The sequence below is a fragment of the Hydrogenovibrio sp. JE_KL2 genome (genome assembly GCF_009296185.1).
In the GTDB taxonomy this organism is placed as follows: domain Bacteria; phylum Pseudomonadota; class Gammaproteobacteria; order Thiomicrospirales; family Thiomicrospiraceae; genus Hydrogenovibrio.
In genome coordinates this window covers 234,714-257,163 of record NZ_WBJR01000001.1, presented here as the reverse complement: position 1 = coordinate 257,163, position 22,450 = coordinate 234,714, and the positions used below count along the sequence as shown (strand labels likewise).

The window sequence follows — 22,450 nt, the reverse complement described above, 5'->3', positions numbered from 1 at the left end:
TTGACTTCAAACTCACTCTTTAAAATGGTTTGAACAAGCTTTACTTACCAAACTGTACCGGTAAGAAAATAGATCGATTACCTCTAACCACTCTTACTGGAACTGCTCTGTCTTTTGGCACATCTTTGGCAATTTTCTCCAATGCAGCTACCGACTCTACAGAATGGAAATTAACTGTCACCAGAATATCGCCTTTCATCAGCCCGGCTTTGTCCGCAGGACCGTCATTTTCGACATGCACTAAACGAACACCAAACGGCAAATTCAGTTTATGTAGCACTTTAGGATCAACCATTTCAACGCGAGCGCCCAATGATGGAATATCGACAGCATTATCACCACCTGCATTACCGCCAAATTTATCCAATGGCTTTAATACAACAGTTACATACTTGATGTCACCCGCTCTCAAAATTTTAACCTTCACCTTCTTACCGATTGGTGTTGCACCAACGATTGGTGGCAAGTCCGCCGACTTATTAATTGGCTGACCATTGAATGCAAGGATAATGTCTCCAGCCTGAATACCTGCCTTCTCAGCGGGTGTTCCTTTAACAGCTTCTGCAACCAATGCACCTTTTGGAATAGTTAATCCGAAGGATTTCGCCAAATCACCAGATACATCCTGAACACTGACACCTAGGAAGCCTCGCGTAACATGACCTTTTTCTTTCAACTGCTCAGCAACTGACATCGCAATATCGATCGGAATCGAGAAAGACAAGCCCATTGACCCACCACTGTTACTGTAGATTTGTGAGTTAATACCGACAACTTCACCGTTCATATTAAACAATGGCCCACCAGAATTACCTGGGTTAATTGGAACGTCCGTTTGAATAAAAGGCACATAAGTATCATCTGGCAAAGCACGACCAATCGCAGAGACAATACCATGCGTTACCGTGTAATCAAGACCAAATGGTTCGCCGATTGCCAACACCCACTGCCCAACTTTCAAATCTTTTGAAGAACCGATCTTCGCTACCGGCAACCCTGTTGCATCCACTTTCAAGACCGCAACATCAGTACGCTTATCTTGACCGATGATTTTTGCTTTCAACTCTTTTCTATCACTGAGTTTCACCACAACGTTATCCGCACCATCAACCACATGGTTATTGGTCAAAATATAGCCGTCAGAACTGATAATAAAACCAGACCCTAAGGAAGTGACCTGTCTCTCTTGTGTACCAGGTTGCTGACCTTCTGGAATACCGAAAAAACGACGTAACATCTCATCAGGCAACCCTTGAAATTGCTGAGGAACGGTTGAGACATGTTTCGTCGTACTAATATTGACCACAACCGGGCTGTTTTGCTGAGCCAAAACCGAAAAATCCGGCAATGCCACCATTGGTGTTTTTGCAGAGGCTGCTGCTGACACACTTAACAAAACTGCTAGCCACATGGCTGACATAGTCTTAGCAGATAAGAACTTATGTTTATTAACAAACATGTTTTCTCCCTTTGGTTTTATTTATTCGTATAGAAATTTCCAAATGAAATCTCTTACTGCGCCTGTATGATCTTTTCCAACTTAGGTAAATGCGGTCGATAATAACGCTTGGCAAACCACCAACCTAAACCTAGCCCAACAACGCCACCAAAAATCGAAAACACGTCTTCTTGAGTCGCCGCCAAGCCTATCCAGGCGAGTACAATCATTGAAAATAATGGTAAGCCATAAGCCATCATAGAATGTTTAAATAAGTCTGACTCCACTATTGAGAGTAGAACTCGGTCGCCAACCCCGACGCCAAGGTCATTATCCAACATCAATGGTGCTTTATTATTGGGTGAAAACAATTTCGCCAACGCCGAGGTACCGCACCCAGATTCCGCCGAACAACCGCTACACCCTGTATTGCGTTCGGTCACAACCCAAACCTTTCCTTCTTTCGCATCCACGACCGTCCCCATTGCCACCAGCTTGCCATGAGAAGCATAGTCAGCCGACTCAGCATCAAAAGAAAAAGGCTGAATGATTTGATTTTGATTTTTCATAACAACTTCCCGATAAACCAGCTCTATGACAGCGTTATAATAGAGCAAATACACATGACAGCAGAATAGTTTTAATACTATTTACGTCAACCGAAACCACAAACTAATAGGATACCTCTTTTGACAAGCGCTTTTAAGCAACAAACGGACATTTTGGTCATCGGCAGCGGCATTGCCGGTTTGTCCATCGCACTGAAACTTGCACGTCACTATCGTGTGACCGTTGTCGCCAAGGCCGCCTTACACGAAGGCAGCACACAACATGCGCAAGGGGGTATTGCCGCCGTACTCGACCCGTTTGATTCTGTCGAATCCCACATCAAAGACACCCTAGAAGCTGGCGCGGGCTTATGCGAAGAAGAGGCTGTTCGCCTCGTGACCACCAAAGGCACGCCTGCGATTTATGAGTTGATTGAACTTGGTGTTCCATTTAGTAAAGACACAACTTCAGACGACTATCACCTCACTCAAGAAGGTGGTCATAGTCATAGACGGGTTATCCATGCTGCCGATCACACAGGCAAAAGTGTTGCCGAAACGCTGATCGAGAGAGTCTCAGAAAACTCGAACATCACTCTTTTGCCTGAACACATGACTGTCGATTTGATCCTGAACAGTGATCGCTCGGAATGTTTGGGAAGCTATGTACTTGATAAAAAAACAGATAAAGTTGAAGCCCTTCTTGCGCACTATACCGTGTTGGCAACCGGCGGCGCGAGCAAAACCTATCTTTACACCAGCAATCCTGATACATCCACGGGAGATGGCATTGCCATGGCATGGCGTGCAGGTTGTACCGTTGCCAATATGGAGTTTAACCAATTCCACCCAACCTGCTTGTACCACCCACAAGATAGGTCTTTTTTGATTTCCGAAGCGGTGCGCGGTGAAGGCGGCATCCTTAAACTTCCAAATGGACATGCCTTCATGTCTGAATATGACCAGAGAGCCGACCTGGCACCACGGGACATTGTGGCGCGCGCCATTGACCAGGAGATGAAACGTCATGGTATCGACTGCGTTTATCTGGACATTTCACATCGCCCTGCGGACTTCATTATCCATCACTTTCCTACGATTTATGCGCGCTGCCTAAAAGTTGGGATTGATATCACCAAAGAGCCTATTCCTGTTGTTCCCGCCGCGCATTACACTTGTGGCGGCATCAAAACCGACCTGAACGGTAAAACCGACCTAACAAGGCTTTTTGCTATCGGTGAAACCGCTTATACAGGACTTCATGGTGCCAACAGACTTGCAAGTAACTCGCTAGTGGAAGGTTTGGTGTTTGCCGAAACCGCTTATGAATGGATAGAAGCGCATTTCGAACCCGTTTCTTCGGAGACCTTCTTTTGCGTCAAAAACTGGGACACCAGCTTTGTTACACAAGCAAAAGAAAAAGTACTTATCAGCCATGACTGGGATGAGTTGAGACGATTGATGTGGGATTATGTCGGCATTGTACGCACCAACAAACGCCTTAACCGTGCACTAAAACGCATACGCATTCTGAAACAGGAAGTACGCGAATATTTCTATGCCCATACCTTAACAAGTGATTTATTGGAGCTGAGAAACCTAACGGAAGTGGCTGAGCTGATGGTTAAAAGCGCTATCAAGCGCAAAGAAAGCCGTGGACTACATTACAATCTGGATTACCCCAAGACCAAAGCCAAGGCAAAACCCACTTTCCTGAAGCCCAAAAAGAAACTGCCTAAAACGACAATCGAGACAAAAAAGAAATAGTCAAAAAACACATCGGACAAGCGCTATTTTAGCGCTGTCCGACTTTGAATGATTCAATTAACCGTTTTGCAGCGGTAGGTTATCCACATTCTGACTGATTTGCTGCAACATACCATCAGTCGCCAGCTTATCAATATCAATCAAAATCACCATGCGTTTTTTATCTGACGTGTTGTCTTCTGATGGATTAGAACCCATTGAGTTGCTCGCATGATTCTTTTCGATAATCGTCGACAACCCCATCATAAACTGGTTATCGATTGCGGCAACATCAGGCGCAGGCTGTACTTTATCCAAGTCAAACTGGTGCACATCAGACACCGCATCGACCACAAAGCCAACCACTCTTTCACCATTTTGGGTGTTTACATTCACCACAATCACTACGGTTGTCGCGTTATAAGACACTTTTAGGTGAAATCTTTCTCTCAAGTCAAGAATGGGAACCACATCGCCACGAAGATCAATAACCCCTTTTACAAAAGCGGGCACATTCGGCAACGGGCTTGGCTCTTGCCAAACTCGAATTTCTTGAACCCGGTTGATCTCAACCGCGTAATCTTCTTTACTTAACTTAAACGTTAGAAAATCTTTTTTTGATTCAGACACAATTTATCTCCAAACTGACGTTTAGCATCAGACTTAATCATTTTCAAATGATATTACCGATTAAGCTTACATTGTTCAATAGTATATAATAGAGCGCCTAAAAAAACGGGGTTAAACTAACAATGAATAGTGAATGGAAAAGTTTTTTACAAGAACAAGGTGCGAGTTTTAACGAATTCGGGGTTATTGAACATTTCGGCAACCCTGAACTAGAACACTTTCTGATTAAACATGGTCCTGTTTTAAGCGACCTTTCTTACCAAGCATTAATTAAAGTTAGCGGCGAAGAAGCTTTCACTTTTCTTCAAGGTCAGTTTTCCAACGACTTGAAAGATGTAACAGATGAAAAAGGCCAGCTCACCGCCTACTGCGAACCACAGGGTAAAGTTCTTGCCCTTATCACGGTTTTCAAACAGGACGATGCGTTTTATCTGAGTTTTGACGACTCGTTAAAAGACAGCATTGTTAAACGTTTAACCATGTTCAAGCTGCGCGCCAAAGTTGAGCTAGAAGATGTTTCGGACAGCCTGATCCAAATTGGCTATGCTGGTGAGTTTGCAGACCTAGATGTCCAAAGAGCGTTATCGACTAAAATCAAAGACATCTACCAAGTTGAAAAAGTGTCTAAAGAAGGCTTGGAGGGCGTTATCGGCATCAAGTTGCCAGGGCCATACCACCGTTATAGTATGTTTGGAGATGTTGACACCATCAAACAAGTTTGGGAAACCTTGAAAGGCAATAGCGAATGCGTTGGCAGACCCGACTGGTCACTCTTGAACATCGTTTCAGGACAACCGGAAATCAAAGCCAATACAACGAATGAATTTGTGGCGCAATTCCTAAACCTAGACAAACTAGAAGCCATCAACTTCAAAAAAGGCTGCTTCCCAGGGCAAGAAATTATCGCTCGTATGCACTATCGCGGAAAAGCAACCAAACGTATGGTAAGACTACATATCTCGCAACCATTGTCTTTAACTTCTGGTGAAGAGTTGGTTCTACAAGATGGCGCAGAGCGCAGCTATAAATTTACCATCGTATCCATCGGCCAGGATATTTACGAAGGCTCTATTGCGCTTGCGGTCACAACTCTAAAACCTCTAGAGTCTACTCAAGGCGACTTGAAAACGGCAGATGGCGCTATTGCAACTATTGAGCCGATGCCTTACGACCTGTCAGAAGAATAAGTTTGCTTATTTAGCCCCCCCCAACCTGGTAGATTTTGCTGAAAATCTTCCAGGTTGGGGGGGCAAAGACTATTCGGTACAAACAAAAAAGCCTTTGTCAGACATTCTGAACAAAGGCTTTTTTATGCAACAAGATAACTGATTAGGTTATCAGTCTGCTGGTCTCATATGAGGGAACAGCAACACATCTCTAATCGATGCAGAATCGGTAAACAACATCACCAAACGATCAATACCAATCCCCTCACCCGCTGTTGGCGGCATACCATGCTCTAGTGCGATGATATAGTCTTCATCATAATGCATGGCTTCATCATCACCGGCATCTTTCGCGGCAACCTGCGCCTTGAAGCGTTCCGCTTGATCTTCCGCATCATTCAACTCGTTGAAACCATTCGCCAATTCTCTTCCGCCGATAAACAACTCAAAACGGTCTGTGATAAATGGGTCTTGGTCATTACGACGCGCCAACGGTGAAACTTCCGCTGGGTACTCGGTAATGAATGTTGGGTCTTGCAGCTTGGTTTCAACATGCTCTTCAAAAATTTCGGTAATCACTTTACCCAAACCATAAGAGTCGTCGATTGAAACATGCATTTCTTTCGCTAGCGCTCGCGCCGATTCCAAATCCGCTAACTGATCTGCAGTGACATTTGGATAGAAGTGCATGATGGATTCTTTCATAGTCATACGCGCGAATGGCTTACCGAAATCAAACTCTTGCCCTTGATAAGGCACTTTGGTAGAACCAATCGCCAACTCCGCCAGCTCTTTCAAAAGCTCTTCGGTGTAGTCCATCAACTGGTGATAGTCGGTATAGGCCGAATAGAATTCAACCATGGTGAACTCGGGATTGTGTCGTGTAGACAAGCCTTCATTACGGAAGCTACGGTTAATCTCGAATACTTTTTCAAAACCACCGACAACCAAACGTTTTAGGTAAAGTTCTGGCGCAATACGCAAATACAACGGCATGTCCAATGCATTATGATGCGTATTGAAAGGCTTCGCCGTTGCACCACCCGGGATGACGTGCATCATTGGCGTTTCAACTTCCATAAAGCCTTTACCAATCAAGAACTCACGAACGTGCTGAACGATTTTTGAACGTAATACAAAACGATTACGACTTTCTTCATTCACAATCAAGTCAACATAACGTTGGCGATATTTGATTTCTTGATCTTGCAAACCATGGAACTTATCCGGCAACGGACGAATGGATTTGGTAATCAACTCAATATGCTGAACATGCACTGATAGCTCACCGGTATTGGTCTTGAACAAGTACCCTTCTGCACCAACGATATCACCCAAATCCCACTTCTTGAATTGCTCGTTATAGAAGCCTTCTGGCAATTCATCACGCGTGACATAAATCTGGATACGGCCTTGTGTATCTTGCAAAGTTGCAAAACTGGCTTTCCCCATAATACGACGCAACATCATACGACCCGCAACTCTCACGCGAACCGGTTCCATTTCAGCCAAATCTTCTTTTGAAATATCACCGTATTTCTCATGCAAATCGGTAGAAATATCCTGACGTCTGAATGTATTCGGGTACGAATGCCCTTCTGATCGCAATGCATTTAGCTTCGCACGACGTTCCGCGATGATTTTATTTTCGTCTACCGGATTGGCTTGGTCTGGCGACTGATTCTCGGTTTTTGACATGATATTTCCTATTAACTTGAACTCTTACAGAATAATTTACTTTTAAATGATCGCTTAAACGCCCGCTTTAAGATTGGGGATAATAAACTGATCTAAATCTCCATCCAATACTGCGCCGGTATTTCCGGTCTCGATATTGGTTCTTAAATCTTTGATTCGACCCGAGTCTAAAACATAAGAGCGAATCTGACTTCCCCAGCCGATATCGGACTTACTGTCTTCCAACTGCTGTTTTTCTTCGTTGCGGCTTTGCATCTCTAATTCATATAGCTTGGCGCGTAACTGTTTCATCGCCTCAGCTTTGTTCTGGTGCTGAGAACGACCATTTTGACACTGGGTCACGGTATTAGTTGGCAAGTGTGTAATTCGCACCGCTGACTCTGTTCGGTTAACGTGCTGACCACCTGCACCGCTTGCACGATAAACGTCGATTCTCAAATCAGCTGGATTGATTTCAATTTCAAAACTATCATCAATTTCTGGAGAAATGAATACGGATGCAAAAGACGTATGACGGCGGTTACCGGAATCAAATGGAGACTTACGCACCAAGCGATGCACGCCCGTTTCCGTTCTCAACCAACCGTAGGCATAATCACCCTGTACATGGACAGTGGCCCCTTTAATGCCGGCAACCTCTCCTGCAGAGATTTCCACGATTTCAGCTTTGAAATTATGCGACTCCGCCCAACGCAAATACATTCTCAATAGAATGTTTGCCCAATCCTGAGCTTCTGTCCCACCGGAACCCGCCTGAATTTCCAGATAGCAATTATTGGCATCCAACTCACCAGAAAACATACGCTGAAATTCCAGCGCGTCCAGCATGCCTTCCAAACGCTCTAGTTCAGAAACAACATCTTCAACCATTTCCTGGTCTTCATCGGCTTCTGCCATTTCAAGAATTTCTTGTGCGGATTCTAGGCTGGTGTCTAGGTCTTGGATAGTTTTAACGACATTATCCAATTGGGCTTTTTCTTTGCCAAGAGCTTGAGCCTTTTCAGGATCATTCCAAACTGTAGGGTCTTCTAACTCCCTTTCTACTTCGATTAAACGCTCTTGTTTGGTTTCGAAGTCAAAGATACCCCCTAAGTACTTGGGTACGCTCTGAAAAATCTTTGATTTTGCTGTAAATCGGGTTTAATTCCATCTTCTCTGCAGCCTCATTAACGGCTTGTGATAAAAAAGAGGAATTCTATCATTTTTAACGGTTGGATTCAGCCATGTTAGCCGACAAAAAATGAATTCTTCCGTGAAAATGCTCGGAAAAATTCAGCCTCAAGAACCCCCCCCGTCTGCCGATAAATAAAATACAAAAAAATATAATGCTTTTCAGCTACTTAGCTGAAGCGTAGAATAAAAATATAACAAAAGAAGAAATTCTTCCCAGACCAGAAGGAAACTTGATTATGTCAGGAACCAGTATTAATGACTTAGTTCAGGCTTATCAGAGCAATTCAAGCCAAAACACTAGCAAAGTAAAAGGATTGGATATCGCTGCACAAAGAGCAGCACAATATGGTGTAGATATTAGCACCTCCAACCGTTCACAACAGGCAAGCATTGTCACCTCACTATTTGGCAACAAGGAAACTGCGCCAAGTGATGCGCTAAAGATGACTTATCAAGCTGCCATCAGCAAGTTGAACGAGATTTTAACTGCAGACCAAACCAGTTCAGGTAGCAGTTCATCCGACACAGCACCGATTAGCGAAGAAGCGTTAAAACAACAAGGTGGCATTGAGTATTGGTCACCAGAAAACACCGCAAACCGAATTGTAACGGGTGCAACAGCATTTTTGGACGGCTTCCAAAAAATTCACCCCGAATTACAAGGGCAAGCCTTGATGGACAAGTTCAACGAAGTTGTTGGTGGTGGTTTGAAAAAAGGCTTTGATGAAGCAAAAGATATTCTTTCAAGCCTAAAAGTGTTTGACGGCCAAATTAAAGACAATTTCAACAGCACTTGGGGATTGGTTACGCAGGGAATGCAAAACTTCACCAACCAATACTTAGGCATCACGCCAAATAACCAGGATGCTGAAACGACAGCCGACACCACATCAAAAGCAGATCAAACTGAAGCTTAAGAGCTTGAGCTTGAGCTTGAGCTTGATTAGCTGGAAACAAAAAAGCCCGACAGTATCGGGCTTTTTTTATGACTCGCAGATCACTAAAACTTACAGATCATATGCTGCCTGTAACGTATTCTGTAACAAGGTCGCAATCGTCATTGGACCAACGCCGCCTGGAACTGGCGTAATCCAGCTAGCTTTTTCTTTAGCGACTTCGTATTCAACATCACCGACCAAGCGACCATCATCCAAGCGGTTAATCCCCACATCAATAACGATAGCATCTTCTTTGACCCAGTCACCCTTAACCATTTCAGGAATGCCGACCCCTACCACTAGAATATCTGCCTCGCTGACTTTTTGAGGCAAATCCTTGGTTGCGCTATGACAAACCGTCACGGTTGCACGTTCATTCAACAACTCCAATGTCATCGGAACGCCAACAATGTTTGAAGCACCAACCACAACAGCATTCAATCCTCGTAAGTTAATACCGGTTTTTGCCAGCATGGTCATCACACCATGAGGGGTACAAGGTGCTAGCACAGGCATTCTTGTTGCCAAACGCCCCATATTGTATGGATGAAAGCCGTCAACATCTTTTTTGGGATCAATGCGCTCAATCAACTCTTCTGGATCAATGTGTTTTGGTACTGGCAATTGAACAATAATGCCATGAACGTCTTCTCTCGCATTCAACTCATCAATTTTCGCTAATAACTCTTCTTGTGTGGTTGAAGCTGGCAACTCCATAGAAACATCAACAAACCCAGCTTTCTCACAAGCGATTTTCTTGTTCTTCACATAAACTTGCGAAGCGGGATCTTCTCCCACCAAAATCACTGCCAAACCTGGCGCGCGGTTACCCTTTGCAACTTGAGCTTTTACTTCTTCAGCGATAGATTCGCGCAACTCAAGGGCAATCGCTTTACCATCTAAAATTTTTGCCGACATAACCACATTCTCCGTACAGATTTTCTTATGGCGCATATGATAACGCATTTATAAAATTCAATCTAAAACTAAGATTATCTTTCATTCTATTTTTTAAAAAAAATCGTATTTTATAGGTTGACAGTATTCTCGGCGCTCTATACAATACGCCGCATCTTATCGGAGTATAGCGCAGCCTGGTAGCGCACTTGTTTTGGGTACAAGTGGTCGGGGGTTCAAATCCCTCTACTCCGACCAATTATTTCGTATTTAATCATTCTTTGATTGGGTACAAAGACAAGGTTCGAAAGAGCGCCCATAGCACAACTGGATAGTGCATCGCCCTTCTAAGGCGAGGGTTTCAGGTTCGAATCCTGATGGGCGTGCCATTTTTGATGGTTTACCACTCATCAAGACCTACTATGGCGGATGTAGCTCAGTTGGTAGAGCCCAGGATTGTGATTCCTGTTGTCGCGGGTTCGATCCCCGTCATTCGCCCCATTTACTTCTTCTAAGTAATTACCAAATCTTTTTCGACCCAAACTTTTACTTTTTAACGCCTCCCTTTAGAACTCCACCATACTTATTCAAATACATTACTTTCATCTTACCTTAACAACCCCTTTGCAGTTTTTTACCATTAGCGTTGCTTAAACAAGATATACAAATAGGTACTAAACCCTCAAGCTCATTGAAAAATGCATTTCTCTTTATTTGCCAAGGTCACACTCGCCTACCCTTATCTTATTTACTACTCCACAAATTAGAAGCCCACAGGCAGTGTTTTACTGCGCCATACCCAACCTGGTAGATTTTTAGACTATTAAGCTACGTCTGGACATTATTCTTCAGACATAAAAAAACCCGCTAACGCGGGTTTTTTTATTTGCTTAAGTCAGCTTGCTCTATTAAAGCATTTTACCTGGGTATGCTTCGATACCTGGGTTGTTTTTAACACCCTTAAGTGATGGGTGGTTTACTTTCTTAAGCTTCATGTCGTTTTTGTGACGACGTAGGTAATCAGCTGTAACGTCCCACATCAAGCGACCGCTTCCAACTGCATCAACTTGCGCCCAACCAGCAACTGTGTACTTTTTGTTTGGCTCAAGAGGTGTACCGTCATCCAAACGCATCTCTGTGATACGGTTACCAAGCGTAGCGTTTGGCTCACAAGTGTAATCCATACCGCCAAGACGTACCATATCACCACCAGATTGTAGGTATGGGTCTTTTTGGAATAGGTTCTCACAGATACCTTCCAAGATATCTTTCATTTGAGCACCAGTTACTTCAGACTTATAAGTTTCACCGTAAGTCATAGAGGTTTCATCCATAACACGTTCCATAGTGATGGTTTCACCCTCTAGAACAGAAGTCCCCCAACGAACACCTGCGGACATAGCGATTTGAGTATCATGTTCTTCACGCAAAGCGTTTACGATGATTTGGTCCCATGTCCCCATGAAGTTACCACGACGGTATAGAGTATCTTCAGCTACTGCTAGTTCTTCACTTAGGATTTCACCATAAGTTTTACCTAGACGCTCTTTGCTGTATGCACGTGAAGGATCACGAGATTCTACAACGTTGTCGTCGTATTTTTTCAAATACAATTGTGTCAAGAAAGCATCTACTTCTTTGTCAGCAGGTAGTACATTTGAGAACACAGGTAGCAGCGTGTAATTAACACCTTTCAACTTACCGTTTTGGATATCCAAATCCATACAACCAACAAACTTACCGTTTGAACCAGCGTTGGTTACGTAACAAACACCACCCTCTGGTGTTTTAACATTGATTGTTTTTGGAACACCGTCATGTGTGTGACCACCGAAGATAGCGTCAATACCGCTAACTTGTGATGCCATTTTGATATCAACATCCATACCGTTATGAGAAAGCATTACAACAGCAGCGACCTTCTCTGTTTGACGGATTTTGTTGACCGTGTCTTGAAGTGCATCTACACGAAGACCGAATGACCAATCTGGGAAGTTTGATTGAGGGTTAGCATTAGCAGTACGAGGGAAAGCTTGACCAACAACAGCAATACGCTCACCATTAATAATTTTAACGGTGTAAGGCTTGAATGCACGCGCTTCGTCTTCGTTGAACAGACCGATTCCACCATGACGCTCAACCATATCTTTATAGTCATCACCAAATAGTGAATCTTCTTTGATACGGATGTTTTGTGCCAAGAACTCACCTTTGAACTTCTGAAGATTCGATAGAACTTCTTCTTCATGGTAAGTGAATTCCCAGTGACCAGTCATGATGTCAATACCAATGATGTTAGATGCTTCAACCATATCTTTTGCACGTGTCCAAAGAGCTGTCCCTGAACCATGCCAAAGGTCTCCACCATCCATAGTCAAGGTGTTATCACGACCACCAGCCGTTTCACGTAACTTGTCTAGCAATGTTTTGATATGAGCAAAACCACCAACTTTACCGTACTGTTCTGCAGCGTCTTGGAAGTTCAAGAATGAGAACGCATAGGATAAAGGCGTGTTTTCTTGAATACCAAGTTCTTTGATCAATTTGTGACCAACAACGTGTGGCAATTTACCAAACGCAGGACCTGTTCCAAGGTTAACGTTTGGCTCACGGAAGAAGATAGGCTTTAACTGCGCATGCGTATCTGTAATGTGTAGTAAACGAACATTACCTTTCATTGGTAAGTTATACATATCCATTGATGCCGCAGCACCTTTTTTAGCTGGGCTAGATGACATCGCGCTCGCAGTACCTGGCAACATACCTGCCGCTGCGGCCATAGACATCACATGAAGAAATTCACGACGATTTAAAGACATAGTCTCCTACTCCGTTTTGTAAATTGAAATTGGCTATTAAATTTCTTTAACAACCGTTATAAATAATAAATATTTTTAAAGTCGGATAACATTAAAGAAAACACTAATAAATGTCAAATAAAGACATATTATTGCTACCTCTCTAATTTTTATGGAATAAATTCACCACAAAAACGTACTACCAAACTTAAACTACCCGACCCATTTTCTGGCATTTCTAAATAAACGCATCCAAGGTGCATCTTCTTGCCAATCATCTGGATGCCATGAATTTTGCACCGTTCTAAACACTCGTTCAGGGTGCGGCATCATAATCGTGACGCGACCATCTTTTGTTGTCAGACCCGTCATGCCTGCTTCTGACCCATTCGGATTGAACGGATAAGTCTCGGTCGGTTGACCGACAGCGTTTACATAACGCACACCAACCAAACCTTCAACCTCTGATGAGGAACGAGAACCAAAGTCCATTCGGCCTTCACCATGAGCAACCGCGACAGGAATTCTCGAGCCTTCCATACCTTGTAATAAAATTGAAGGCGAAGGCTGAATCTCTACCAAAGAAAAACGCGCTTCAAACTGTTCTGATTTGTTTCTAACAAACTTCGGCCAACCTGCCGCACCCGGAATGATTTCTTTCAGATTCGACAACATCTGACAACCGTTACAGACACCTAAGGTAAAGGTGTCTTGACGATTAAAGAAGCTTTCAAAAGTATTTCTTGCGATTGGGTTAAATAAGATTGAATTTGCCCAACCTCGCCCTGCACCCAGTACATCTCCATAGGAGAAACCGCCACAAGCCACCAAACCTTTAAAGTCATCAAAACTAACATCACCTGACAGAACATCCGTCATATGAACATCAACGGCATCAAATCCAGCTTTTTCAAAAGCTGCGGCCATCTCTTGCTGTCCATTAACACCTTGCTCTCTTAAAATCGCCACCTTGGGTCGATTTTCACGGCTAAAACTTATTGTAATATCTTCGTTTTGATCAAAGCTGACAAAAGGCTTGATTTCGGTATACTCATCATTTTCAATGGCATCAAATTCTTGTTGTGCACACGCTTCATTATCACGATAAGCCTGCATCTTATAACTCGTTTCAGCCCACCACTTTTGATAATATTTGCGACTACCTTCAAGCACCGTTTTGCCATGCGCAGAAATGGTAACCACGTCATCACTCGACACGCTTCCAATATCCGCAACCATTTCTGACAAACCATGCTTGGCGATAACGGCGTTCACTGCATCTAAATCCGAAGATTTAACCTGAATAAGCGCACCCACCTCTTCTGCGCACAATGCAGATACAGGCTCTTCACCCAACTGAGAAACATCCAAGCTCAAACCGCAATGTCCCGCAAAAGCCATTTCAAGTGCCGTAATCAAGAAACCACCATCCGCACGGTCGTGATAGGCCACTAATTTGTCTTGCGCAATCAACGCCTGCACTGCCGCAAAGAAGTTTTTCAAATCCTCGGCTGAATCCAAGTCCGCGGTCTCATCGCCAATCTGGTTATATACCTGCGCTAAGCAACTTCCACCTAAACGGTTCTGCCCTTTCCCTAAGTCAATCGCCAAGATACGCGTATCACCTAAATCGGTTCTCAGTTGAGGCGTCACTGTTTTACGTACATCTTCAACTTTGGCAAAAGTGGTGATATTCAATGATACCGGTGAGGTCACAGATTTTTGCTCACCGTTTTCTTCCCAGACCGTCTTCATCGACATAGAGTCTTTTCCAACCGGAACAGCAATACCAAGCGATGGACACAACTCCAAACCAACTGTTTCTACTGCATCGTACAAGGCAGAATCTTCACCTGGATGCCCCGCTGCAGCCATCCAGTTGGCAGAAATTTTGATATCGCTAATATCAGAAATCTTGGCACAGGCAATATTGGTAATCGCTTCGGCAATAGATAGGCGTGCAGAGGCTTTAGGGTTAATCAACGCAACTGGTGGTCTTTCACCAGAAGCCATTGCTTCACCGGTATATCCCTGATAATCACTACAGGTAATTCCCGCATTTGCTACCGGAACTTGCCAAGGACCAACCATCTGATCGCGTGTCACCATACCGGTAATACTTCTATCACCAATTGTGATCAAAAAGTTCTTACTGGCAATGGTCGGCAGCTTTAACAATCTTTCCGCTACATCATTCATATCCAGCACAGCAGGCTCAAACCCTGGCTGCGGCATAGCACGTGATTCTACTTGACGGTGCATTTTTGGTGGTTTACCCAATAGAACATTCAACGGCATATCAACTGGGTTGTTGTCAAAAACAGTATCGTTAACAACCAATTTTTGTTCTTTAGTCGCCTCACCCACAATCGCATACAGGCAGCGCTCACGTTTACAAATCGCTTCAAACTGCTCAATTTTTTCAGGGTAAATCGCAATAACGTAGCGCTCTTGAGACTCGTTACACCAGATTTCCATCGGCGACATACCTGGTTCGTCATTTGGCACATCACGCAAATTAAAACATCCACCACGACCAGAATCATTCACCAATTCTGGAAAGGCGTTAGAAAGACCACCGGCGCCGACATCATGAATCGAAGCAATCGGAGAATCATTCCCTAAATAAGTACAACGGTCGATTACCTCTTGAGCACGTCTTTCCATTTCTGGGTTTTCGCGTTGTACAGAAGCAAAGTCCAATGTTTCAGAGCCCGCACCGCTATCGACAGATGACGCAGCACCGCCGCCCAAACCAATCAACATGGCAGGACCACCCAAAACAACTAGTTTTGCGCCGACAGGAATATCGTTTTTCTGAATATGTTCTTCACGGATATTTCCTAATCCGCCCGCTAACATAATAGGCTTATGGTAACCACGCATTTCCTCACCATCATGCGTGATCATGGCGTTTTCATAAGTACGGAAATAACCATTGATTGCGGGGCGACCAAATTCATTATTGAACCCAGCGGCTCCCAAAGGTCCTTCTATCATGATGTCAAAAGCGGAAACAATGCGTGAAGGTCTACCATAGTCTCTTTCCCATGGTTGCTTGTAACCTGGGATGTTCAAGTTGGAAACGGTAAAACCCGTCAAACCAGCTTTAGGTTTTGAACCACGTCCGGTCGCACCTTCATCACGAATTTCTCCACCAGAACCCGTTGCTGCACCCGGCCAAGGTGAAATCGCGGTTGGATGGTTATGAGTTTCCACTTTGATTTGAAAATGAACATTTTCAGCAGAATATTGATATTGACGTGTTTCAGGGTTTGGGAAAAAGCGTGTCGCTTTTGAACCTTCGATAACCGCAGCATTATCACTGTATGCTGACAAAACCCCTTGAGGGTTTTTCTGGTAGGTATTACGAATCATCCCAAACAAAGAGTTTGGTTTATTCTCACCATCAATTGTCCAGTCGGCATTAAATATCTTATGACGGCAATGCTCAGAATTCGCCTGGGCAAACATCATCAGTTCAGCATCCACCGGATTGCGGTTCAATGTTTGAAAGGCTTCTACAAGATAGTCTATTTCATCAGCCGATAGTGCCAAACCCATTTCGCTGTTCGCCACTACAAGTGCTTCTTTGCCACCACTCAACACATCAACCGTTGTATAAGGCTTAGGTGATTGATGTGAAAATAGTTCAGACAGTCCATCAAAAGAGTAAAACACCTGCTCCATCATTCGGTCATGGATTTCTGTGGCAATACCTTGCTTATCAGAAGCTCCTTCAACGAAATAAACAATACCTCTTTCAATACGTTGAACAGCTTCAATACCGCAAGTATGGGTAATATCAGTGGCTTTTGACGACCATGGCGAAATGGTTCCTAAACGCGGCACAATAATGAATGAAGAATCATTTAACTCACCCTTGACCGTTTCATTGGATTCATTCAACAAAACATTCAATTTTTGAACATCTGACTCAGTCAATGCCGTATTATCAGCCGTCTCCACAAAATACACGTATTGAGAGCGAACCGCGTTAACAGCATACTTCACACGAAGCTTTGCCAATAATTTTTCTAGACGGTATTGAGAATGAGCTGGATTTCCCCAAATAACTTGCATGACAATTCCTTAAATTGAAGCAATACAAAAAAACCCTGAGGCCAGGGTTTTAATCAAATTTAATATCACTGCGCCAGCAGCCCCATCGACTCAACAACTGCTTTCTGTTGCTCTGCAGACAATGGCGTGGCATTTTCTTTCGCATGAACTCTTAGCAAGCTTTGCGGCTTCGTGGCATCTTTGACATTTTCCACGGTCAAAATCACCGTTGCTGGCTTATGTTCATCATCCGAATTCCAGAAGGCTAGCTTCGACATGAGACCTTTTTTCTGTTGCAATCCTTCTGGGATTTTGACCCAAACGGCATACGATTGTGGCTTCATGTGGTCGATTTGCCAACCTGAACGGTAAATCATCGCCACTAAATAACTCCATACTGTATCTTTATCCGCATCAAAGACAACGCCGTCAAATTCTTTGCTTCCATCAACCAAATCGCGTTGCTTCTCGACTGTCGCAATTTGATTCATCGCGCTTTGCTGTGAAGTTCCAAAGAAAATCAGGGCTTGGTAAAGTGTTTCCGCCTCAATCAAAGGACTATAAGGTCGAATTTGCCAACCGGTCTTACCACCAGAAATAACAGCATCCTCGTCGTTGACCGATGAGGCGTCATAAATGGTTGTATTGTAGAAATAAACGCGTGTTTCAGCTTTATTCACATCATAAACCACTCTGGCAATAATGCGGTCATAAGCACCATCAGCCAACTCAGGACGCCAACTGTTCAAAACGCGAGAAATAGGCCCCATCGCATCTGGCGGCACAATTTCTTTTCTAGGTGTGAATTCAGTTTTGATAAACCCGGTATCTTTTCTGGCATCCTTAATCTTAAACCCAGCAGATACCAAGAATGCCTGGACACCTTTCCAAACCTGCTCATCATTCAACCCTTTAATAACCAACCAGCGTTCAGAAAGGTCTGATTGAACCTGAATATTCTGAGCTTTGTAGGTAGGAATTGTCGCTCTAGGCTCATCTTTAGTCTGAGTCGCTAAAGCCTGTGCAAAACCGTCATTAGCTGCTCTTGGAGCTAGTAGATCAGGCGGCACATCCAAACTAGGTGCCAGCTTTGACTCAGTTGCACGATAGTCGACATCGGAATCATCGTAGTTATTTAAAACATCATTAGCATTTTTGGAAGCAGTTGATGAGCAAGAGATAAGTAAAAAAGAGGTCATCACCAAGATGACCGCTCGATTGAACATTTGAAAAAAAGTCATAATTATTTAAAGAACCCCGGCGGTTTTTAAGGCCTGTCTTACCTCTTCATGGTAGGCGGGTGATAGAGGCGTCATTGGTAGGCGAATAGCTGGTCCGATCAGCCCCATCTCAGCCATAGCCCATTTCACAGGAATCGGGTTGGCTTCGACAAAAAGTTTCGAGTGTAAAGCAGCGACTTTAGCATCCAGTGCTTTGGCTTTTTCAGCATTACCAGCCAAAGCTTCATCAAAAGCTTCAGCCATAATTGCTGGTGCAACATTGGCGGTTACAGAGATGGTCCCGTGACCGCCCAATAAAACGAATTCAATACCAGTGGCATCATCACCCGTATACAGATCAAAATCATCAGAGACTAGCGCTTTGATTTTTGCCACACGAGACAAGTCACCCGTGGCCTCTTTGATACCAATAATATTTTTAACAGACGCTAAACGCCCGACTGTTTCAGGAAGCAGATCACAAGCAGTTCTGCCTGGAACATTATAAAGAATCTGAGGAATATCAACCGTTTCAGCCACTTTTTTGTAATGCAGGTATAAACCTTCTTGTGTCGGCTTATTGTAATAAGGCGTTACCAAAAGACAGGCGTCCGCTCCGGCATCCTTTGCGCACTGAGTTAACTCAATCGCCTCAGAAGTAGAGTTGGCACCCGTTCCGGCAATCACGGGAATACGACCTGCGGCTTTTTCCACAACAAAACGCACTACTTTACAGTGCTCTTCAAAATCCAATGTTGCTGATTCACCGGTTGTTCCTACAGCAACAATCGCCTTAGTCTTGGATTTGACATGAAGCTCAATTAGATTTTCGAGCGCCGCAAAATCCACAGATTCGTCCGCCAACATTGGCGTGACCAAAGCAACCATACTTCCTTTAAACACGGTGAAATTCTCCAAAAAAATGACCGAAAGACAAAGGCATAATATTACCTTTTCCACCCACTTTCTTCAAGCAGACTTTTCGCGTTTCAGCACGCTTTCGACGCTTTTTTTGTTTTCATAAAATTTTCATTGAACAATGTTTTTTTTCAATGCATACTGATTATCAAAAAGGAGTCGAAATGAGTGTAAGAATTGGGGACACAGTTCCAAAGTTCAATTTAGAAGCCACATCCAACCTCACCATTACCGAAAGCGACCTCAAAGGACACTACACAGTCCTCTATTTCTACCCCAAAGACAATACGCCAGGCTGCACAACCGAAGGGGTTGACTTCAGCGAACACCTTTCTGACTTCCAAGCACTCAACACACAAATCCTAGGCGTTTCAAAAGACTCCATTAAGAAACACGAAAACTTTAAAACAAAATACGATTTTCCATTTGAGTTGATTAGTGATGGCGACGAAGTCCTCTGCCAACTCTTTGATGTTATCAAACTTAAAAAGAACTACGGTCGTGAATATCTTGGTATTGAAAGGAGTACGTTTTTGATCGACCCTAACGGCAAACTGATCCATGAATGGCGCAAAGTAAAAGTGAAAGACCATGTTACCGACGTGCTCACTCAACTTCGTCAGTTGCAATCACATTGAAAATGAATCTTTAATTAGGAAAAGTTCATGACAGATGCAGTAAAAAGACTTTTTATTCTCGACACCAATGTATTGATGCATGACCCGATGGCATTGTTCAACTTTGAAGAACATGACATTTTCTTGCCTATGACCGTACTTGAAGAGTTGGACGCAGGTAAAAAAGGGATGTCGGAAGTCTCACGAAACGTACGTGAAACCAACCGTTTGATTGACCAGATTATCAGCAATGCCACGTTTGAAGAAATCAAACAAGGGCTGGATTTAGAGCGCATTCATCCGAACAAAGACTCGGACAACTCTTATCTTGGAAAACTCTTTTTTGAAACAGAGCCTCTCTTGGCTGAACTGCCTAAGTCTTTACCGAGCCATAAAGCCGACAACCACATTCTTCAAACTGGTCTGGCGCTAAAAGAAATGTACCCGGATCGTGGTGTTACACTCGTCACCAAAGACATCAACATGCGCATCAAATCTTCTGCAGCTGGCTTGCACTCAGAAGACTACTACAATGACCGTGTGCTTGAAGATGCCGACTTGCTATTTACCGGCTGGGAAATTTTGCCTGAGAATTTCTTCGAAGAGAACTTCAGCAAAATGAAGTCTTGGCAGGAAAACAATAATACTTTTTATGAAATCGAGGTTGGCGATAATCACCATTGGTATCCAAACCAATGCTTGGTGAGCGAAAACGAATCTGGTTTCAGCGCGATTGTCCGCAATATTCACAATGGTGTCGCCACACTTGAATACATGCACAATTTTGAACACAACAAACACAACGTTTGGGGCATTAGTGCCAGAAACCATGAGCAGAACATGGCGCTCAATTTCTTGATTGATCCAAATATCGACTTCGTTTCTCTACTCGGTGTGGCGGGTACCGGAAAAACGCTGCTGGCTTTGGCTGCCGCCTTGCAACAAACGCTGGATGAAGGCATTTATAACGAAATCATCATGACACGCGCCACCATCCCTATCGGCGACGACATTGGTTTCCTTCCGGGTACGGAAGAGGAAAAAATGACGCCTTGGATGGGCGCCTTAATGGATAACCTTGAAGTGCTGACCAAGTCAGAAGGTCATACCGATTGGGAAAAAGAAACTACTCAAGAGCTACTGAACAAGCGCATCAAAATCAAATCATTGAACTTCATGCGTGGTCGAACCTTCCAAAACAAATTCATCATCTTGGATGAAGCGCAAAACTTGACGCCGAAGCAAATGAAGACTTTGGTGACTCGTGCCGGTGAAGGTACGAAGATTGTCTGTCTCGGTAACATCGGTCAGATCGACTCTCCTTATCTCACGGAAACAACAACCGGTTTAACCTACATTGTGGATCGTTTCAAGAACTGGCCTCATGCAGCACATATCACCTTGAAACAAGGTGAGCGTTCTCGCTTGGCAGAGTTTGCTTCTGACAATCTATAACCTGAAAATCTACCAGGTTGGGGTTAACACCTCCCCCCCAACCTGGCAGATTTTCAATCACAACATTTCCAAAACCACTCCAACAAAAAACGGGCATATAGCCCGTTTTTTTACTTCTCTAACTCACATTGGTTTAGCGTTTTTCTGATTGCTGTGTCTTAGAGGCGTATTTTTCCATGTCTGATTCAGAAGGTAATTTAAAGCCTTGCTCAACCGCTTTCTCTTTACAGTAATCAACTGCAAAATCCAAAAGCTCACCCACTGCTCTATGTCTGAATTTATGTTTTTGGCGAACGTGAGAGAAAGGTCGATCCAATGGTGGGTCCAATGGAATTGCTTTCAAAGTCGCTAGTTTCAACTCTTTCGTAATCGTCGTTCTAGAAACAATCGCCACACCGACATCAGATTCTACAGCCATTTTCACAGCTTCTGGACTACCTAACTCCATCACAACATTCAAGTCTGAATAACTCAAACCTTGTTCGCGGATATAGCTATCGATTACCGAACGAGAACCTGAGCCTTCTTCACGAGAGATATAACGATACTTGCGAATATCTTCAACTGAAATCTTGTCTCTGTTAGAAAGTGGATGTCCAACCGGTACGATCAACACCATTTCATCTAAACGACACACTTCAACTTCAAGGTTCTTGTTGTAAACCGGTGCTTCGACGACACCCAAGTCAATCATGTTGTTTTCAACCATGGCAACAATTGCATCGGTGTTACCCACCTGAAGGCGGATGTTCACTTCTTCAAACTGCTTTTTGAAAGCGCCCAGCAAACTTGGCAGCATATACTCTGCGATCGTCGTACTGGCGCCTATCAACAGGCTGCCCGTGACCTCCCCGGTGAGCTCCCTCACCTCACTATTCATCTTCTCATAGTGATCAAGTATCTTCTCGGCGTAGTCGTAAACGATTTTGCCTGCATCAGTTAAAGAGATTTTATTATGAGTCCTGTCGAATAGACGCGTATTGAAAAATTCTTCGAGTTGCTTAACTTGGAATGTGACCGCTGGTTGGGTCATATGAAGGGTTTCTGCTGCTTTTGTAAAACTTAGCACCTTTGCAACAGTATAAAAAACTTGGAGCCTTCTATCTGCCATTCATTTTGCCTCTATGTTCAGGAAGTGATGAAATG

Annotated in this window: 16 protein-coding genes and 3 tRNA genes; 8 read left to right on the top strand and 11 right to left on the bottom strand. The window is 43.7% G+C overall.

All coding sequences use genetic code 11. The annotated features are described in order from the left end of the window. Positions 1 to 40: 40 nt before the first annotated feature. Positions 41 to 1,459: a DegQ family serine endoprotease gene (locus F8R13_RS01155; RefSeq protein ID WP_152831460.1), complete on the bottom strand. Its 1,419-nt coding sequence runs from the start codon at positions 1,457 to 1,459 to the stop codon at positions 41 to 43. A gap of 53 nt (positions 1,460 to 1,512) precedes the next feature. Next, positions 1,513 to 2,007 (bottom strand): SoxR reducing system RseC family protein, encoded by a 495-nt coding sequence (locus F8R13_RS01150; RefSeq protein WP_152831458.1) that lies wholly within the window; start codon positions 2,005 to 2,007, stop codon positions 1,513 to 1,515. Between the two features lie 120 nt (positions 2,008 to 2,127). Between F8R13_RS01150 and nadB the strand changes: the two genes are divergently transcribed. Further along, complete coding sequence (gene nadB, locus F8R13_RS01145; RefSeq protein ID WP_152831456.1) at positions 2,128 to 3,753, top strand: L-aspartate oxidase; 1,626 nt, start codon at positions 2,128 to 2,130, stop codon at positions 3,751 to 3,753. A 57-nt stretch (positions 3,754 to 3,810) separates the two neighbouring features. On the opposite strand, the gene F8R13_RS01140 is transcribed toward nadB, so the two are convergent. Beyond that, on the bottom strand, positions 3,811 to 4,362 hold the full coding sequence (locus F8R13_RS01140; protein WP_371414870.1) for a chemotaxis protein CheW: 552 nt from the start codon (positions 4,360 to 4,362) through the stop codon (positions 3,811 to 3,813). A 122-nt stretch (positions 4,363 to 4,484) separates the two neighbouring features. On the opposite strand from F8R13_RS01140, the gene F8R13_RS01135 reads away from it, so the two are divergent. Then, a complete protein-coding gene (locus F8R13_RS01135) occupies positions 4,485 to 5,549 on the top strand; it encodes a folate-binding protein YgfZ (protein WP_152831453.1) in 1,065 nt (354 codons plus the stop codon). 150 nt (positions 5,550 to 5,699) lie between these two features. Here the strand turns inward: F8R13_RS01135 and lysS are convergent, their stop codons facing one another. Next, the gene (gene lysS, locus F8R13_RS01130) at positions 5,700 to 7,226 is read right to left on the bottom strand and encodes a lysine--tRNA ligase (protein ID WP_152831451.1); all 1,527 of its coding nucleotides are present in this window, start codon (positions 7,224 to 7,226) and stop codon (positions 5,700 to 5,702) included. A 54-nt stretch (positions 7,227 to 7,280) separates the two neighbouring features. Further along, positions 7,281 to 8,376, bottom strand: a protein-coding gene (gene prfB, locus F8R13_RS01125) for a peptide chain release factor 2 (RefSeq protein WP_152831448.1) whose coding sequence is annotated in 2 segments (ribosomal slippage) — positions 7,281 to 8,303 and positions 8,305 to 8,376 — 1,095 coding nt in all. Because the reading frame shifts where the segments join, the coding sequence is not laid out codon by codon here. Positions 8,377 to 8,635: 259 nt separating this feature from the next. On the opposite strand from prfB, the gene F8R13_RS01120 reads away from it, so the two are divergent. Beyond that, complete coding sequence (locus F8R13_RS01120) at positions 8,636 to 9,316, top strand: DUF5610 domain-containing protein (RefSeq protein WP_152831446.1); 681 nt, start codon at positions 8,636 to 8,638, stop codon at positions 9,314 to 9,316. A gap of 90 nt (positions 9,317 to 9,406) precedes the next feature. On the opposite strand, the gene folD is transcribed toward F8R13_RS01120, so the two are convergent. Continuing rightward, positions 9,407 to 10,255, bottom strand: coding sequence for a bifunctional methylenetetrahydrofolate dehydrogenase/methenyltetrahydrofolate cyclohydrolase FolD (gene folD / locus F8R13_RS01115; protein ID WP_152831443.1), 849 nt, complete (start codon positions 10,253 to 10,255; stop codon positions 9,407 to 9,409). Positions 10,256 to 10,415: 160 nt separating this feature from the next. Here folD and F8R13_RS01110 point away from each other — a divergent pair. From F8R13_RS01110 to F8R13_RS01100, 3 genes are all read left to right on the top strand, one after another. Beyond that, positions 10,416 to 10,492, top strand: a tRNA-Pro gene (locus F8R13_RS01110). Positions 10,493 to 10,546: 54 nt separating this feature from the next. Beyond that, a tRNA-Arg gene (locus F8R13_RS01105) sits at positions 10,547 to 10,623 on the top strand. Between the two features lie 36 nt (positions 10,624 to 10,659). Continuing rightward, a tRNA-His gene (locus F8R13_RS01100) sits at positions 10,660 to 10,735 on the top strand. Between the two features lie 407 nt (positions 10,736 to 11,142). On the opposite strand, the gene F8R13_RS01095 is transcribed toward F8R13_RS01100, so the two are convergent. The 4 genes from F8R13_RS01095 to dapA form a co-directional block, all read right to left on the bottom strand. After that, positions 11,143 to 13,053, bottom strand: coding sequence for a 5'-nucleotidase C-terminal domain-containing protein (locus F8R13_RS01095; protein ID WP_152831441.1), 1,911 nt, complete (start codon positions 13,051 to 13,053; stop codon positions 11,143 to 11,145). Positions 13,054 to 13,245: 192 nt separating this feature from the next. Beyond that, positions 13,246 to 17,115 carry a phosphoribosylformylglycinamidine synthase gene (gene purL, locus F8R13_RS01090; protein WP_152831439.1) on the bottom strand — a complete coding sequence of 1,290 codons (3,870 nt, stop codon included), beginning with the start codon at positions 17,113 to 17,115 and terminating at the stop codon, positions 13,246 to 13,248. Positions 17,116 to 17,180: 65 nt separating this feature from the next. Next, positions 17,181 to 18,335 carry an outer membrane protein assembly factor BamC gene (locus F8R13_RS01085; RefSeq protein WP_152831437.1) on the bottom strand — a complete coding sequence of 385 codons (1,155 nt, stop codon included), beginning with the start codon at positions 18,333 to 18,335 and terminating at the stop codon, positions 17,181 to 17,183. A 6-nt stretch (positions 18,336 to 18,341) separates the two neighbouring features. Beyond that, positions 18,342 to 19,217, bottom strand: a complete 876-nt coding sequence (gene dapA / locus F8R13_RS01080; protein ID WP_371414869.1) for a 4-hydroxy-tetrahydrodipicolinate synthase — start codon at positions 19,215 to 19,217, stop codon at positions 18,342 to 18,344. 179 nt (positions 19,218 to 19,396) lie between these two features. Here dapA and F8R13_RS01075 point away from each other — a divergent pair, with 179 nt between their 5' ends. Beyond that, the gene (locus F8R13_RS01075; RefSeq protein WP_152831435.1) at positions 19,397 to 19,870 is read left to right on the top strand and encodes a peroxiredoxin; all 474 of its coding nucleotides are present in this window, start codon (positions 19,397 to 19,399) and stop codon (positions 19,868 to 19,870) included. Between the two features lie 27 nt (positions 19,871 to 19,897). Continuing rightward, entirely contained in the window at positions 19,898 to 21,304 is a 1,407-nt protein-coding gene (locus tag F8R13_RS01070; protein ID WP_152831433.1) for a PhoH family protein, read from the top strand. 133 nt (positions 21,305 to 21,437) lie between these two features. Here F8R13_RS01070 and F8R13_RS01065 read toward each other — a convergent pair whose 3' ends face one another. Continuing rightward, the gene (locus tag F8R13_RS01065; protein WP_152831431.1) at positions 21,438 to 22,415 is read right to left on the bottom strand and encodes a LysR family transcriptional regulator; all 978 of its coding nucleotides are present in this window, start codon (positions 22,413 to 22,415) and stop codon (positions 21,438 to 21,440) included. Between the last annotated feature and the right edge of the window lie 35 nt (positions 22,416 to 22,450).